The 16,166-nt window shown below is 46.8% G+C and carries 14 protein-coding genes; 7 read left to right on the top strand and 7 right to left on the bottom strand.

What is annotated here, in order from left to right; translation table 11 throughout:
- Position 1: 1 nt before the first annotated feature.
- The 3 genes from BMZ54_RS22295 to BMZ54_RS22285 all read left to right on the top strand — a co-directional run bounded on the left by BMZ54_RS22295 (position 2) and on the right by BMZ54_RS22285 (position 3,402).
- Entirely contained in the window at positions 2–664 is a 663-nt protein-coding gene (locus tag BMZ54_RS22295; RefSeq protein WP_089917563.1) for a beta/alpha barrel domain-containing protein, read from the top strand.
- A 47-nt stretch (positions 665–711) separates the two neighbouring features.
- Positions 712–2,019, top strand: coding sequence for an MFS transporter (locus BMZ54_RS22290; RefSeq protein ID WP_089917561.1), 1,308 nt, complete (start codon positions 712–714; stop codon positions 2,017–2,019).
- A 174-nt stretch (positions 2,020–2,193) separates the two neighbouring features.
- Positions 2,194–3,402: a thioredoxin family protein gene (locus BMZ54_RS22285; RefSeq protein WP_089917558.1), complete on the top strand. Its 1,209-nt coding sequence runs from the start codon at positions 2,194–2,196 to the stop codon at positions 3,400–3,402.
- 86 nt (positions 3,403–3,488) lie between these two features.
- On the opposite strand, the gene BMZ54_RS22280 is transcribed toward BMZ54_RS22285, so the two are convergent.
- A complete protein-coding gene (locus BMZ54_RS22280; protein ID WP_089917555.1) occupies positions 3,489–5,135 on the bottom strand; it encodes a UxaA family hydrolase in 1,647 nt (548 codons plus the stop codon).
- Between the two features lie 197 nt (positions 5,136–5,332).
- On the opposite strand from BMZ54_RS22280, the gene kduI reads away from it, so the two are divergent.
- From kduI to BMZ54_RS22260, 4 genes are read left to right on the top strand one after another with little or no spacing between them, the layout of a single operon-like run.
- A complete protein-coding gene (kduI, locus tag BMZ54_RS22275) occupies positions 5,333–6,175 on the top strand; it encodes a 5-dehydro-4-deoxy-D-glucuronate isomerase (RefSeq protein ID WP_089917838.1) in 843 nt (280 codons plus the stop codon).
- 38 nt (positions 6,176–6,213) lie between these two features.
- Entirely contained in the window at positions 6,214–6,978 is a 765-nt protein-coding gene (locus BMZ54_RS22270; protein ID WP_089917553.1) for an SDR family oxidoreductase, read from the top strand.
- Between the two features lie 51 nt (positions 6,979–7,029).
- Positions 7,030–8,094 carry a LacI family DNA-binding transcriptional regulator gene (locus BMZ54_RS22265; RefSeq protein WP_089917551.1) on the top strand — a complete coding sequence of 355 codons (1,065 nt, stop codon included), beginning with the start codon at positions 7,030–7,032 and terminating at the stop codon, positions 8,092–8,094.
- Positions 8,095–8,126: 32 nt separating this feature from the next.
- Entirely contained in the window at positions 8,127–9,347 is a 1,221-nt protein-coding gene (locus BMZ54_RS22260) for a glycoside hydrolase family 88 protein (RefSeq protein WP_089917549.1), read from the top strand.
- A 100-nt stretch (positions 9,348–9,447) separates the two neighbouring features.
- Here BMZ54_RS22260 and BMZ54_RS22255 read toward each other — a convergent pair whose 3' ends face one another.
- The 6 genes from BMZ54_RS22255 to BMZ54_RS22230 all read right to left on the bottom strand — a co-directional run bounded on the left by BMZ54_RS22255 (position 9,448) and on the right by BMZ54_RS22230 (position 16,022).
- On the bottom strand, positions 9,448–10,122 hold the full coding sequence (locus BMZ54_RS22255; protein ID WP_089917547.1) for a response regulator transcription factor: 675 nt from the start codon (positions 10,120–10,122) through the stop codon (positions 9,448–9,450).
- The gene (locus tag BMZ54_RS22250) at positions 10,094–10,927 is read right to left on the bottom strand and encodes a sensor histidine kinase (RefSeq protein WP_089917545.1); all 834 of its coding nucleotides are present in this window, start codon (positions 10,925–10,927) and stop codon (positions 10,094–10,096) included. Before BMZ54_RS22250 ends, BMZ54_RS22255 begins: the two co-directional genes overlap by 29 nt.
- On the bottom strand, positions 10,894–11,571 hold the full coding sequence (locus tag BMZ54_RS22245; RefSeq protein ID WP_089917543.1) for a hypothetical protein: 678 nt from the start codon (positions 11,569–11,571) through the stop codon (positions 10,894–10,896). Before BMZ54_RS22245 ends, BMZ54_RS22250 begins: the two co-directional genes overlap by 34 nt.
- 122 nt (positions 11,572–11,693) lie before the next feature.
- Positions 11,694–12,155, bottom strand: a complete 462-nt coding sequence (locus BMZ54_RS22240; RefSeq protein WP_089917540.1) for a hypothetical protein — start codon at positions 12,153–12,155, stop codon at positions 11,694–11,696.
- 830 nt (positions 12,156–12,985) lie between these two features.
- Complete coding sequence (locus BMZ54_RS22235; RefSeq protein ID WP_143081104.1) at positions 12,986–13,504, bottom strand: hypothetical protein; 519 nt, start codon at positions 13,502–13,504, stop codon at positions 12,986–12,988.
- Positions 13,505–13,724: 220 nt separating this feature from the next.
- Complete coding sequence (locus BMZ54_RS22230; RefSeq protein ID WP_089917536.1) at positions 13,725–16,022, bottom strand: GH92 family glycosyl hydrolase; 2,298 nt, start codon at positions 16,020–16,022, stop codon at positions 13,725–13,727.
- Positions 16,023–16,166: the final 144 nt, after the last annotated feature.

The raw sequence follows: 16,166 nt of genomic DNA, 5'->3' as shown, positions 1-16,166 counted from the left end.
TATGGCACCTCAACCATCCACTATTATAGCAGCCTTTGAGCGCAGCGGGATAATACCGGTATTTTACCATGACGATGAAGCGGTTTGTATAGAAGTAATGCAGGCTTGCTATGAAGGTGGCATCCGCGTGTTTGAGTTCACCAACAGGGGAGAGCATGCCCGCCGTAATTTTGCTGCCATGCGCGACAAGAAGCTGGTAAGCATGCCCGATATGTATCTGGGAATTGGTACGATTAAAAATGCGGCAGATGCAGCAACCTTTGTAGGGCAGGGCGCTGATTTTATTGTAAGCCCTATCACCGATGCTGAAATTGGGCAGTACTGCAAAAAAGAGAACATCCTCTGGATCCCCGGTTGTATGACACCCTCTGAAATTGCAGTGGCAGAAAAGCTGGATTCCCCGCTGGTAAAGCTGTTCCCCGGTAATATCCTGGGCCCTGGTTTTGTAAAATCCATTAAACCGCTGTTCCCCAATACCAAATTTATGCCTACCGGCGGGGTAGAGCCTACTAAGGAAAGTATTGCCTCCTGGTTTGAGGCCGGGGTGGTTTGTGTGGGCATGGGCTCTAACTTATTGTCAAAACAGGTGATTGAAAGCCAGGACTGGAGCGCGCTGAAAGCCAAAGTGGTGCAAACGTTTGCATTTGTGAAAGCATTACACTAAATTGAGTGGTCAAACACCGTTTGCTCATAAATTCCAAATTTATTAGAATGAATTCCACAAAAACCGGAAACTATCGCTGGGTTATTTGCACGCTGCTTTTCTTTGCTACTACCATTAACTACATTGACCGGCAGGTAATAGGTTTGTTAAAAGGAGACCTGGAAATACAGTTCCACTGGACAGAATCTGATTACAGCTATATAGTGATCGCTTTTTCCGCCGCCTACGCACTGGGCCTGCTGCTCTTTGGGGGGCTGGTTGATAAAATTGGTTCCAAGTTAGGTTATACCATTTCCCTGATCGTGTGGAGCGTGGCTGCGATGGCGCATGCGCTGGCAAAATCCACTTTAGGTTTTGGAATAGCACGTGTGGCATTGGGCCTGGGTGAATCAGGTAACTTTCCTTCCGCCATTAAAGCCACTGCAGAATGGTTTCCCAAGAAAGAGCGGGCATTAGCCACCGGTATTTTTAATGCCGGCGCCAACCTGGGACCGGTGATTGCACCGGCGCTGGTGTACTGGATCGCGAAGGTACAGGGCTGGCAAAGCGCTTTTATCTGGACCGGCGCCATTGGTTTTGTATGGCTGATCTTCTGGTTTATTTTATATGATACACCTGCCAAAAGCAAACGGGTAACGAAAGAAGAATACGCATATATTCACAGCGATAATGAAGAACATCAACCCGGCCCGGATGCCGAAACCCGCAAGATCAGCTGGTTAAAGCTGTTCACCATCCGTCAGACCTGGGCCTTTGTATTTGGTAAGCTGCTGACTGATCCGGTATGGTGGTTCTTCCTTTTCTGGCTGCCTTCCTATATTTCCTCTGCGTTTAATGTAGATATGAAAGCCAGCTATGGCTTGCCCATCATTATCATTTATACCATGGTAAGTATTGGCAGCATTGGCGGCGGCTGGCTATCCTCTTTTCTTATTAAGAAAGGCTGGCCGGTATTTAAGGCACGTAAAACATCTATGTTCCTTTTTGCAGTCCTTGTAGTACCCATTATGCTTACCAAATACACCAGCAGCATGTGGGTAGCCGTATCCCTGGTAGGTTTAGCTGCAGCTGCACATCAGGCCTGGTCTGCAAATATTTTCACCACGGTATCTGATATGTTCCCTAAATACGCAGTAAGCTCCGTGGTAGGTATCGGCGGTATGGCGGGCTCTATTGGCGGTATGCTGTTTCCCTTGCTGGTAGGCTCCATGCTGGACCATTACAAGGCGCTGGGCGATGTGAATGTTGGGTATAACATCCTGTTCATCATCTGCGGATTTGCTTACCTGCTGGCCTGGGTGATCATGCACTTTTTTGCACCCAAAATGGAGCAGGTGCAACTGAAGGATAATTAATAATTGAAAGAAATAATTGAACACGAAAATCCCGGTTGATAAAGCCGGGATTTTTTTTGAAGAAATAACATCACTCCGGGACAATTTTACCGGCGGTACATGCCGGAATGGATATTTAACTTATCTTAATTGTCAGATCGTCAAACCCATCACCCCATCATTAAAAAACTGACCATGAAAAAACTATTATGCCTGTTGGCATTGCTGCCTGCGCTGGCTTTTGCGCAGGGAGTGCATTTTGAAAAAGAGCTTACCTGGCAGCAGGTGCTGACTAAAGCTAAAGCGGAGCACAAATATATTTTTGTGGACTGTTATACTACCTGGTGTGGCCCCTGTAAATACATGACTGCACAGGTATTCCCGCAGGAAGCAATGGGCCGGTTCTTCAACAGCAATTTTATTAATGTAAAAGTTCAGCTGGACAAAACCCCGGATGACAATGAGCATGTTAAAAGCTGGTATACGGATGCGGCAATGATAGAAAAAGAGTATAAGATCCGGAGCTACCCTACCTTCCTATACTTTTCGCCGGATGGAAAGATTGTGCACCGTACGGTTGGAAGCTCAGAGGCGGCGGAGTTTATAGCCAGGTCTGAAAAAGCGCTGAACCCTGCCACCCAGTATTATACACAGCTGGATAAATACAATAAAGGCAATAATAAGCCCGAAGCATTGTACGCAATGGCCATGGCAGCAATGGATGCCGATGATGGCCTCCATGCGGCTAAAATTTCCCGTGAATACCTTGCTACACAAAAGAACCTGATGACGGCTGATAACATCCGCTTCATGGATAACTTTACCCACAGCAGTAAAGACACCGGGTTTACCATTTTTATGAAACAAAGCAAAGGGATAGATGCTGTTTTAGGCGACGGTAAAGCCACCGCCAGGGTAAAAGACATTATTGCAAATGAGGAGGTCTATGCAAAGCTGCGGGGTAATGCAGTGGACTGGGCATCCATTGAAAAGCAAGTGCAGGAAAAATACCCGCAATATGCAATGGAAGTAGTAACCATGGGTAAAGTGCGGTATAGTATGGCAAAAAAAGACTGGCCCATGTTTCAGACCAATGTAATGGCTTATATGAAACAATTTGGCAGCAATACATCGCCTGAAATGCTGAATGAATTTGCATGGGCGGTATTTGAGAACTGCCAGGATATGACTTGTGTAACTGAGGCGCTGGAATGGAGCAAACGATCCATTAAAGACAAGGAAGAACCTATGTACATGGACACTTACGCCAACATCCTGTATAAGCTGGGTAAGAAGAGCGAAGCAATAGCTATGGAAGAAAAAGCGGTGAAGCTGTCGAATGGAGATAAAGACCTGAGCGCTACCCTGGAGAAAATGAAAAATGGGGAGCCCACATGGAAGTAAGGGACTGGCGGCGAGCTGCCTTATAAAATAAACAGGCTGTATCTACCTTGATACAGCCTGTTTTATTTGTGGTAAGATCCAATCAATTATAAGCTCACACCCCGTTTCCACGGAATAAAATCATCCTGGTGCAGCTGCTCAGCCTTGGTAATAACCTCTCCACTGGCTGTTTTAATTACAAACTCCAGTATTTCCTCTCCCATGGCTGCAATGGTTTTTTCGCCACTGATAATAGGACCGGTATTAATGTCAATAATGTCCGGCATCCGTTGTGCCAGGCGGGTATTGGTGGAGAGTTTGATAACCGGTGAAATGGGATTGCCGGTAGGCGTGCCTAAACCGGTAGTGAATAACACCACGTTGGCGCCGGAACCTACTTCTGCGGAAGTGGATTCCACATCGTTACCCGGTGTGCACAGCAGGTTCAGACCGGGTTTGGTAGCATACTCCGTATAATCCAGCACATCTACCACCGGGGAAGTACCGCCTTTTTTAGCAGCACCGGCAGACTTGATCGCATCTGTGATCAAACCATCTTTGATATTACCGGGGGAGGGGTTCTGGTAAAAGCCGGAACCCACGGATTCTGCCTGGCTTTCATAAGCCCGCATAATGCGGATGAATTTTTCGGAAGCAGCTTCACTGTTACAGCGGTTGATCAATTCCTGCTCTACCCCGCACAGCTCCGGAAACTCAGACAGGATGGAAGTACCGCCCAATGCCACCAGCAGGTCGGAAGTATGGCCTACTGCAGGGTTAGCAGAGATACCGGAGAACCCGTCAGAGCCGCCGCATTCCAAACCTATTACCAGCTTGGATAGAGGGGCCGGCTGCCTTTCTATTTTATTGGCTTCAACCAAAGCCAGGAAAGTTTCCTTAATAGCGGTGGACAGCATGTTGAATTCAGAGCCGCTTTTCTGCTGCTCAAACACCAGCACCGGTTTGTCCTCAGTAGGATTCAACTTTTTCAGTGCGGTCTGTAAAATGGATACCTGTGCATGCTGGCAGCCCAGGCTCAGGATGGTGGCGCCTGCCACATTGGAGTGGTGAATATAGCCGGCCAGTAAAGCGCAGAGGGCTTCAGCATCCTGCCGGGTACCGCCGCAGCCGCCTTCATGGATCAGGAACTTAATACCATCTATATTCGGGAATACTGAGCTACGTGTAGCCGTTTCTGTTACTGAAACCGGCTGGTAGTTCTTAATACCTTCCAGGTTGCCACTTTTATACAGGTCTACCAGGTCGCTTACCTGCTCATTATACAGTTCAGGCGGAGCAAAGCCCAGCCCTTTTTCAAATGCAGTTTTAATTACGCCCACATTCCGGTTCTCACAAAATACCATGGGTATTACCAGCCAGTAGTTGCGGGTGCCCACCTGCCCGTCTTTACGGGGGTAACCCATAAAGGTGCGGTTTTTCCATTTGCTTACATCCGGCGCCTGCCATTGGATGGAGCCGTCTTTTTCATGGAACGCCGTAGTATCATGGCGGATGTTGCTGGTAGTGATCACCTCTCCCTGGCGGATGAGGGAATTGGCTTTGCCCACCAGTACGCCGTACATCACAACGGGAGCATCAGGTTGCAGATCGGTAAGGGTGAATTTATGCTTGGCAGGAACATCTTTAACCAGTTCCAGTGAAGTGCCGTTGAATTGGATTTGAGTGCCCGTCGGTAGATCCTGTAACGCCACCAGTACGTTATCATCAGGGTGTATTTGCAAATACGTGTTCATAATACTAAAGTAACGAATATGTGTTTTCGATTTTAATACTAAAATGTTAATCCTTAATAAGATTTTGACACCTTTAAATTGTATAGTCCAGCGTGCAAAGAAACTAATAAAGCAACAAACCAGTGCCTGAATCTATGCAAACGTTTGCAAGATTCATGAATTCGCGCTATCTTACCTTATATTTCAAAATCAAAAGCATGAGTATTAAGGCAGAAACAAGGTATGCAAACAGCCCGCAGGAAGTGAAAACCTGGACCACAGCGCAAACCCGGGAGGCACTCCTGATAGAACAGTTGTTTGAAGCCGATGATGTACGTTTGGTATACAGCCACTACGACCGTTTTATTACCGGCGGCATTATGCCGGTAAGCAAAGCCATACAGCTTGAACCGGTAGACCAGCTAAAGGCAAGCTATTTCCTGGAGCGCCGGGAGCTGGGCATCATTAACGTGGGGGGCGCCGGCACAGTGAAGGTAGACGGGGAAGCATTTGAAATCGATTTCAAAGAAGCCTTATACATTGGCCAGGGCAAGCAGGAGCTGATCTTCAGCAGCAAGGAACCCGGTAAACCCGCCAGGTTTTATCTGAACTCTACGCCAGCCCATACCAATTACCCTACCCGCCGCATCACCAAGAAGGAAGCGGAGATCGTAACCCTGGGCGCCCTGGAAACTGCCAACCACCGCACTATTAATAAGCTGATCGTGAACAGCGTGCTGCCCACCTGCCAGCTGCAAATGGGTATGACGGAGCTGAAACCCGGCAGTGTATGGAACACCATGCCCGCGCATACGCACGACCGCAGAATGGAAGTATATTTTTATTTTGAAGTGCCGCAGGGACAATCGGTAAGCCACTTCTGGGGCCAGCCGCAGGAAACCCGGCATATCTGGATGCAGAATGAGCAGGCGGTTATTTCTCCCCCCTGGAGCATTCATGCCGGCGCAGGTACCAGCAATTATACGTTTATATGGGGTATGGCCGGTGAAAACCTGGATTATGGCGATATGGATGGTTGTCCGATCACTGAGCTGCGCTAAGTACCGCAATTATATTAACACAAAAACATACTAACAAGATGCTGGATCTATTTGACCTTAAGGGGAAAACGGCATTAGTGACCGGTTGTAAAAGAGGCATCGGCATGGCTATGGCGGTAGCGCTGGCAGAAGCGGGGGCTAACATCATAGGCGTTTCTGCCTCACTGGAAAAAAGCGGGAGTGATGTTGAAAAGGCGGTTACTGCCCTGGGGCGTACGTTTAAAGCCTACCAGTGCGACTTTGCAGACCGTAAAGCATTATATGTGTTTATTGAGCAGGTAAAAAAAGACATACCTGTTATAGATATATTAGTGAACAACGCCGGTACCATTATGCGTAAACCGGCAGCAGAGCACCCGGATGAGTACTGGGATACTGTGATCAATACTAACTTAAACGCCCAGTTTATCCTTACCCGTGAGATAGGGCAGGGGATGCTGGCCAGGGGCAGGGGAAAGGTGATCTTTACCGCTTCCCTGCTTACCTTCCAGGGTGGTATTAATGTGCCGGGATACGCTGCCAGCAAGGGCGCTGTGGGATCGCTGGTGAAAGCATTTGCCAATGAATGGGCTGGTAAGGGAGTGAATGTAAATGCCATAGCGCCGGGTTACATTGCTACGGATAATACCTCCGCCCTGCGGGCAGATGAAAAACGGAGCGCCTCTATCCTGGACCGTATACCAGCCGGGCGCTGGGGCCAGCCGGAGGATTTTAAAGGTCCTACGGTATTCCTGGCATCTGCCGCATCGGACTATGTGCATGGCACTATTTTAACGGTAGATGGCGGCTGGATGGGGCGTTAGATAGGTAATTAGCCACTTATTTCATAAATTCCACGCAGCTAATTACAATACATGAGTAAACGATCAGAAAAAACCATCGTCGACATAGCAGCAGAGCTAAACCTCTCTGTATCCACGGTGTCGCGCGCATTGCATGATAATCCTAACATCAGCGCCCGTACGAAAGATAAAGTAAAAAAAATGGCGCGTAAGCTGGGGTACCGCCCCAACGCGCTGGCAGCCGGATTGCGGAATAATAAAAGTAAAACCATCGGGTTGATCATACCGCGCATTTCCATGTTCTTCCCGGCTACCATTACCACCATCATGCAAAACAAATTGCAGGAGCATGGCTATAACCTGATCATTTGCCAGTCAAATGATTCCTATGAGCAGGAAGTGGCATTGGTAAATACGCTGTATTCAGCCAGGGTAGATGGTTTAGCGGTATCAACTACCTTGTATACCAGCGATTTTTCGCACTTCGATATTTTTAAGGAGCAGCATATTCCCCTGGTATTTTTTGACCGGGTGCCCCTGGAAAAAAATGCAAAAGTGATCAAAGGCGATGATTTCCTGGGTGGCTTTACTGCTACGGAGCACCTGATCCTGAAAGGCTGTAAGGATATTGTGCATATTTCCGGCCCGCTGAGCTGCAGTCTGTATATCGAAAGGGTGGCCGGTCATAAAAAAGCGCTGCAGCAATACAAGCTGCCGTTTAAGAAAACGCGCATGTTCTACCAGGAGCTTACCCGGGATAATGCCTTAAAAGCCTGTAAGCAGATCTTTGCCCAAAAGCCTTACCCGGATGGCATTTTCGCGGCCAATGATACCACCGCCCTTACTATCCTGGAATATTGCCGGGGTATTAATGTGCGGGTACCGGAAGACCTGAAGATCATTGGTTACTCTAATGACCCGCGCAGTGAGATCAGTACGCCCTCCATTACTTCCATAGACCAGTCGCCGGAAATGATGGGAGAGCGGGTAGCTGCAGCATTAATAGAATTATTAAAGGCACCCGCGGCGCCGCAAAAGCAATCGCCGGAAATTATACCCATCCGATTAATTGAGCGGGCATCTTCTGAAGGGAAAAATGTAGTGAAAGCAGCTGCAAAGAAACCGGCAAAGAAATAGCCCTTGCAACTAAACCGACAAAAGACCACGAAATGAACAAGTATTCAGGCAAACAAACCTTTAAGCTGTTCACCGGCACCGTATTGCTGGCAGCACTGACCGCCCTGGCACCTGTGCAGGCACAAACGCAAAAAGCAAAACCGGCGCTGGTACAGCGGGCCAACCAGGCATTGGACCTGGCGGTGAAACAGTATAAGCTGATGGCGCAGCACCTGCCGGATAGCCTGCTGCCCCGCTCCACCAACAAGGACGGCAGCTTAATGACCTCTAACTCACACTGGTGGTGCAGCGGTTTTTACCCCGGCACTTTATTATACCTGTATGAATACAAGAAAGATGCTTCCCTGAAAACAGAAGCCTTAAAACGGCTGGCCCTTATTGAAAACGAAAAGAATAATAAAGGCACGCACGACCTGGGCTTTATGATGTATTGCAGCTTTGGCAATGCTTACCGTTTGTTTAAGGATCCGGCGTATAAAGAAGTGCTGTTGACCAGCGCCAGGTCTTTATCCACCCGTTTTAATCCAACAGTGGGCTGTATTAAATCATGGGATCATGGCGCATTCACCTTCCCGGTGATCATTGATAACATGATGAACCTGGAGCTGCTTACCTGGGCCAGCCGTACCAGCGGTGATGGCTCTTTTGCGAAGATCGCTAAAACGCATGCCAATACGACCATCAAAAATCATTTCCGGCCGGATTACAGCTCTTACCACGTAATAGATTATGATGGCGGTACAGGTGCGGTGCTGCAAAAGAAAACCCACCAAGGCGCGGCCGATAGCTCCGCCTGGTCGCGCGGACAAGCCTGGGGCTTATACGGCTATACTATGATGTACCGGGAAACCAGGGACAAGGCGTACCTGGATCAGGCCAAACATATTGCAGATTTTATATTAAACAATCCTAACCTGCCGGAAGACATGATCCCTTACTGGGACTACAATGCGCCCGGCATACCGGATGTACCCCGCGACGCGTCTGCCGGCGCAGTAGCAGCATCTGCTTTACTGGAGCTGAGCCGTTATACTACCGGTAAGGATGCTACCCGTTACTGGAATGCAGCAGAGAAAATGCTTACCAGCTTAAGCAGCCCGGCTTACCTGGCTAAAGAAGGAGAGAATAATGATTTTATATTAATGCATAGTGTAGGTTCTTTCCCGCATAAATCTGAAGTAGATGTGCCGCTTTCCTATGCAGACTATTATTTTGTAGAAGCGCTGCTGCGGTACAAGCAATGGGGTAAGTAGGAAGTAATAATTAATAATTAAGAATTAATAATAAAGCAGAACGCTTAACGCAAAATACAATCAGCGTTAAGCGTTCTGCTTTATGCTTTCAGCTTTATGCTTAATTCGTGATGTCTATCAGGCCGTACTTAATTCCAAATATTACCAAACCTACGCGGGTCTTCACTTTCAGCTTTTCACACAGGCTGCTTTTATAATCGTCTATGGTACGGGGGCTTACATACATTTTCTGCGCAATCTCTTTATAGGAAAGCTCTGTGCACAGCAGCTGCAGGAAGTATTTTTCCTTGGGAGTAAGGTCTATTTTTTCACTTACGGACAGTACATCTTTCTGCAGGCCGGAGATCACTTTACCGGAAATGTAATCCGGCAGGTAAAAATCCTTTTTGATGATTGAGTCAAAAGCATCCTTCAGATCGTCCGGCTCCACATTTTTCATAATGTAACCTTTGGCGCCTGATTTCAGCATTTTAATGATCACGGATTCATCGTTGAGCATAGACAGCGCCAGTACTTTGATCTGCGGAAAGTGGTTATTGATCCAGGTGGCGGTTTCATATCCGTTCATGCCCGGCATGTTCACGTCCAGTATCAGGATATCCGGTAACTGTATCTCACGGCTGTTAATGATCTTAATTACTTCTTCTCCGCCACTGGCTTCAAACAGCATGAAGTAATCGTTAAAGGTGTTAATAAGCCTGCCCAGCGCCTTACGAACCAGCACATGGTCGTCGGCAATTGCTACACTATATTTGGCTTTCTTCGTTGTGCTCATGGAAAGGTTGTTTATTTACGGGTATGGTTATGCGTATGGTTGTTCCGCCATTTTTTATACTATTGATGTTACAGGTGCCGCCGATGAGGGCGGCTCTTTTGCGGATGTTCCGCAATCCCAGGCCTTTTGAGTGTTCTTTTTCCAACAGGGTACCGGGGTCAAATCCTATACCATTATCCCTTATCTCCAGGTTAATAGTATCGTTTTCATGGGTTAAGTGTATTTCGAGTTCACTGGCCCGGGCGTGCTTTACAATATTGTTCAGCATTTCCTGTACAGTCCTGAACAGGATGGTTTCTGTCTGGGAGTCCATCAGGTTCTGAACATCTGTAAAATTAAAAGAAGTTTTGTACAAATTTGTTCTTTCCAGCCTTTGCAGCTCAAATTCTATAGACTTCACCAAACCTATATCTATGATGCGTTCTGTTTGTAAACCTTTGGAAAGGTCCCGCAGTTCAGCAATGGCTTTTTGCAGCATTTTCCGGCTTTCTTCTATATAAAGATGCGCCTCGCTACCGTTTTCTACCGGTACAGTTAGCAGGGAAAGGCTCACAAAGGTGAGGGATTGCCCTATGTTGTCATGGATCTCCTGGGAAAGGTTGCCAAAAATATTTTCCTGTATTTCCAGCTGGGTCCTTAACAGCTCCTGCTCATACTTTTCTTCCATCAAACGCAGCTCCTGTACCTGGGTAAGGCGGCTCTTCTGATTCAGGATCAGCATAATAACAATAAACCCTACCAGGAAAAGTAACAGGATAATAGTTGTGACAATTACGATGGCAACTTCCGGAAATTCAGACTGCATACGGATGATATACAAAACAAGGAATAAAGAATAATACTTAACACGGCATTGATATTGGAAAAGGTTTTATATGCATACTGCGGTATATTGGCTACAAAATTTACAATCCCCAGATACGGTACCGTTATCGCATTAAAAAATAGTAACCCTGTAGCAATCCAGAAGGAGGGATCCCGCAGGAGGTTATCCCGGCCGGGAAATTTAATGCGCTGGTAAAAATAATTGATGGAACAGACAACCACAATTACCGCTCCTACAATATAGCTATAAGTCCCGAAATGCCGAGGTCCCTGTATAAAATAGATGTTCAGCAAGGCAATCGCAGGGTAAAACACCATGATCCAGGTGAAGACCTGTTTAGCCTTTCCCGGCTGTAAAAAAGAGCTTAACAGGTAAATAGCATAGGTTAAATGCACTACCCCATAGAGGTTGTACATGGTAAGGTTGTTACTATTCGCTCTTTTAAACGACCAGCCTACACATTCAATGACAAGGGTTAAAAAGAGATAACAGGTGAACAGTGCAAGGTAAGGGGGCGGATTCTTTTTAGCCAGTGATACCAGGCTGAGCACCAGGCATAGAAAGATGAAAATAATATAAACAGGAATTTCGGCGATGAAATCTAGTATATCCGTTGGGTGCATAGCAATTATTAAATACGGCATCAAATTAGGAAAGTCAGATGAATTAGCATGGGGTACTATAAAGAACTGCCAGACAAAGGATTGTCTGGCAGTAATAAACAGGTTGAGACGGCTGTTAAACCTTAAGATTTTTTCGCTACAATAAAAGTGGGCAGGTCTTTCGTTGTACCGCCGCCACCAGGGCAGGTTGGAGGGCACAGGCTGCCAAAGTTAAATGCCACCACCTCAGGGCCTTTGGGTGTGGAAACATACAGGTCTTTGTTTTCGGTTTTACCTGTTTCGCTTAATTTTTGCTGTGTGGCTACAAACACTACGGTTTGGCGGCCTGCATGCAAAATGTTTTCGGGATATGTGGAAGGATAAGCTCCGAAGTAAACCCGTATTCCATCAGCTCCGGCAGCAGCAGCTGTGTCCAGATACTGCTTTAATTCATCCAGGCTGTACCAAACACTTAATGAGTCGGGTTTACCAAGATGCTTTGAATTCTCAATCCATCTTTCGGCACGGTAATTCTCACGGAGTTCATTTACATGACGAGCATCCACGAATTTGCCCACTTTATTGATTTGTTTAGTAGAGGACATAATCGGAAGTTTTAGGTTTAATGATCAAATAACTTTATAAAGCTATCTCAAATCTGATATAATGTTATTTATAAATTACTTATTTTCATTAGATAATAAATTACTTAAATCCATAATGTAACCATAATCATGTCGTATTGATTTTTTTGTAATATAAAAACCGTCTTTTCCGGTAAAAAATATGAAGAAACATCCAGGTAAAACTGCGTGAATCACGGTGCTCACATACCGTGATTTATCGGTGTCTTTTTTCCATGATTCTACAGTCGCTAAATTCAGAGGGATTCCGGCCCCAGCTCCCCCTCTTATACCCCCTTATATATAAAAGCACAGCGCAAAGCCCGTTAAAATACGGGGGTAATTATACCGTGATTTACGCAGCCACTCCTTTCGTATATGTACATTTTAAGGTTAGTTTATTACCGGATTTTTTACCACAGTTTGCCCGTAAATCTATGTTCGTTCCCGTTAGTTCTGGTCGTTGTAAATATCGGCTAAGTACGGCTGGTTAAAGGTTTGCGGGTTCACATGTACTTGCCCTTTCCGGACGGTTTATGCTACTAAGATAGCCATTTTAACACTTGCAAAGTTGACTCAGGAACCTCTTCACGCATTTTAATTGGATTCATTTTGATAATTTGAACTTGCAATTGAAACACAAATGCAACCTTTCATCAACATTGTACCTACCCCTGAAGTTTTTGTACTCTTGTGAAAACCCAATTGTATTGTCCCCCCCAAAGTACCATAATTGGCCTGTTGTTTAGCAGGCCTTTTCTTTTTTTACCAGGTTTCATACCGGATAGGCGGTCATAAGGTATTTTTGATTATCAACGTTTTAATGCAAGGGTGAACTGGTGCAGCGCCTCCGAATCATAAAAGAAACGGAACACGATAATGCCCATTTCCCGCATGCTCTGCTCCGGTCCTACGTAAGAGATCTCTGTTTCACCTTCCGTTACCCAAAAATGATTGGAGTTCACTACCTGCCCGCCCAGGTTGCCCAAACCGATCCGCGGCTCACCATACACCTGGCTTAAACGCTCCGCGATATGGCCGCCCGGCGGCATGGGGTACACAAACAGGCTGTTTATAAAACCCTGCTCATTGGTGCCGGCCAGCAGGTAGCGGATATCAATAGTGGATTGGGGATGGCGCAGACGGGCTTTCAGGGAACCATTGTACACATAGAACCGGTCAATGTCCGGCAATACCATAAAGCGCTGCCGGTGCCGGTAATCCTTCAAGGGAATAAGACCCCGTACGTTTTTGGGCATTTTACCCAGCTGGATGCCGCCAATGCCCTGCATGTTGAAGATAAAATCCTGTTCTGTTGGAGGTACCTGCATATACGCCATGGAACCATTTGGGGATTCCGGATATAAATTTAATCAACTTATGCAGGTATTTATCTGTTGGGGACGGTCCTCTGTCGACGAAGCACTGTTCAGGGAAGCTAAAAGACCGGGACAAAAGTATTCATATCAATATCCGGATAGTATATAAAAATCCACGGTCCACTACCCATATGCAATAGGCAGTGGACCGTGGTCAGCCGGCTGTGAACGGCTACTGGTAATTCTTTTTAGCCGGTTTGGCGCCCATGTAAAAAGTGAGCTCACCGCCGTTCATGATATCCGCATGGGTAATGAAAGGCTGCGTAAGCGTATGCCCGTTCAGCACTACCTTTTGCACATATACATTCTTATCGCTTTGGTCTTTGGCTGTAATGGTAAAGGTTTTCCCGTCCAGCTGCAGGGTGGCCTGCTCCATGGCAGGGCTGCCCAGCGCATACTGGTCAGAGCCGGGGCATACAGGATAAAAACCCAGGGTCGTGAAGATGTACCAGGCGCTCATTTGCCCGCAGTCGTCGTTCCCACCTAAACCATCCGGGCCCACATGGTACATTTTTTTCAGGATCATGCGTACCCGCTCCTGTGTTTTCCAGGGCTGTTTGGTCCAGTTGTAAAGGTAGGCCACGTGGTGAGAGGGCTCATTGCCATGCACATAGTTGCCAATAATACCATCGCGGCTAATATCTTCTGTTTCCGCAAAAAAAGCATCCGGCAAATGCATGGTGAACAAGGAATCCAGGTGGGGAATAAATTTGCTTTCGCCGCCCATCAGGGCTATCATTTCCTTAGGGTACTGCGGCACATACAGGCTGTAGTTCCATGCATTGCCTTCAATAAAGCCCTGGTTAATGGTGGTTAAGGCATCAAAATCCTTGCGGAACTTACCATCGCTCATCTTTGGCCGCATAAAGCCGGTACCGGCATCATACACATTTTTGAAGTTAGCGGAACGTTTAATGAACTCTTCATACAGATCGTTCCGGCCCAGCTTTTTGGCCATTTGCGCAATACACCAGTCGTCATACGCATACTCCAGGGTTTTTGATACGGACGATGAATTTTTGTCTTCCGGCACATAACCCATTTGCATGTAATATTCCAGCCCGTCATACAGCTTGTAACGTGCAGTGTTTACGCAGGCTTCCAGCGCATGGTTGGCATCAAAGGGAGCATTGCCTTTAATTACGGCATCTGCAATTACAGATACGCTGTGGTAGCCCGTCATGCACCAGTTCTCATTGGCGTAGTGCGACCATACGGGCAGCATTTTATGCACGCTTTGATCGTAGTGGGCCAGCATAGACTGTACCATGTCTGCATTCCGTTTGGGCTGTATCACGTTAAACAGCGGGTGCAGCGCACGGTAGGTATCCCACAGGGAAAAGGTGGTGTAGTTGGTAAAACCTTTGGCCATATGATTGTTCTGGTCCAGGCCGCGGTAAGCGCCGTCTACATCCATAAAAGTGGTAGGGCTTAAAAAGGCGTGGTACATAGCCGTGTAAAAGCTCACCATGTCATCATTAGCTGCCAGCTTTATATTGATCTTCTCCAGCTCTTTTTCCCACAGCGCCTGCGCGTCTGCTTTTACTTTTTCAAAGTCCCAGTGGGGAATTTCTGTGCGCAGGTTTTGCAGTGCGCCTTCTGTGCTTACCGGTGACAGTGCAAACTTGATCTTGATCTTTTCTCCTTCGGTGGTTTTAAAATCAAAGTAAGCTCTTACCTGTTTGCCGGCCATTTCCGGGAAGTTGTGCGCCTGGTCAAACTTGCCCCAGAAACCGCGGTACACATCATGGGCATAGTTCTTTTGTCCGTAGCGGTAAAATGGTTTGGAAAAGCTCATGGCAAAGTACACGAAGCGGGTGCGCCCCCAGCCATTGGTCTGGCGGTAGCCGGTAATGAGCGTATCGTTTTCTACACGTACAAACGTCCATACGTTTTTATTCTCGTAGTTATAAATGCCGGCCATCAGGTCCAGGACAATGTGTGCCTGGTCTGTTTTCGGAAAGGTGTATTGATGAAAGCCCACGCGGTTGCTGGCGGTAAGCTCTGTCAGAATGTTGTATTCATCCAGCTTTACTTTATAATAACCGGGTTCCGCTACTTCTGACTGGTGGGAGAAGGTAGAGCGGTAACCGCTTTCCGGATTGGTGGCAGTACCGGGGTTCAGCTGTAAAGCGCCGGTGGTAGGCATTATCAGGAAATCGCCCAGGTCAGAGTGGCCGGTGCCGCTGAAATGTGTATGACTAAAACCGGTAATGGTTTTATCGTCATACTGGTAACCGGCGCAATACTTATATACATCCGGATTGTACTTACCATTCATCTCGTAGGGGAGGGTATCTGTTTCCGGGCTAAGCTGCACCATGCCAAAAGGCACGGTAGCGCCGGGGTATGTATGTCCCATCTTTTGTGTACCGATGATGGGTTTTACATAATGGGTCAGGTTGGCGCCTGTTTGTGCAAACAGCGGCAGCTGGGCTAAACAGAGCAAATAGAATAAGCTTTTCTTCATTGTTTATATGGCAATATTATTTTTAATAAGTAGTGTTAAAGATAAAACGTTTTAGCGCTCCGCGAAATTTATTCTGCTATAATTGGACCCCGCAAATGCAGCACCCGTCTATAAAAGTAGTATAGTGTAGTATAGTGCAGATAT

It is taken from the genome of Chitinophaga rupis (assembly GCF_900109685.1).
Classification (GTDB): domain Bacteria; phylum Bacteroidota; class Bacteroidia; order Chitinophagales; family Chitinophagaceae; genus Chitinophaga; species Chitinophaga rupis.
This window is presented reverse-complemented; position numbering and strand designations above follow the sequence as displayed.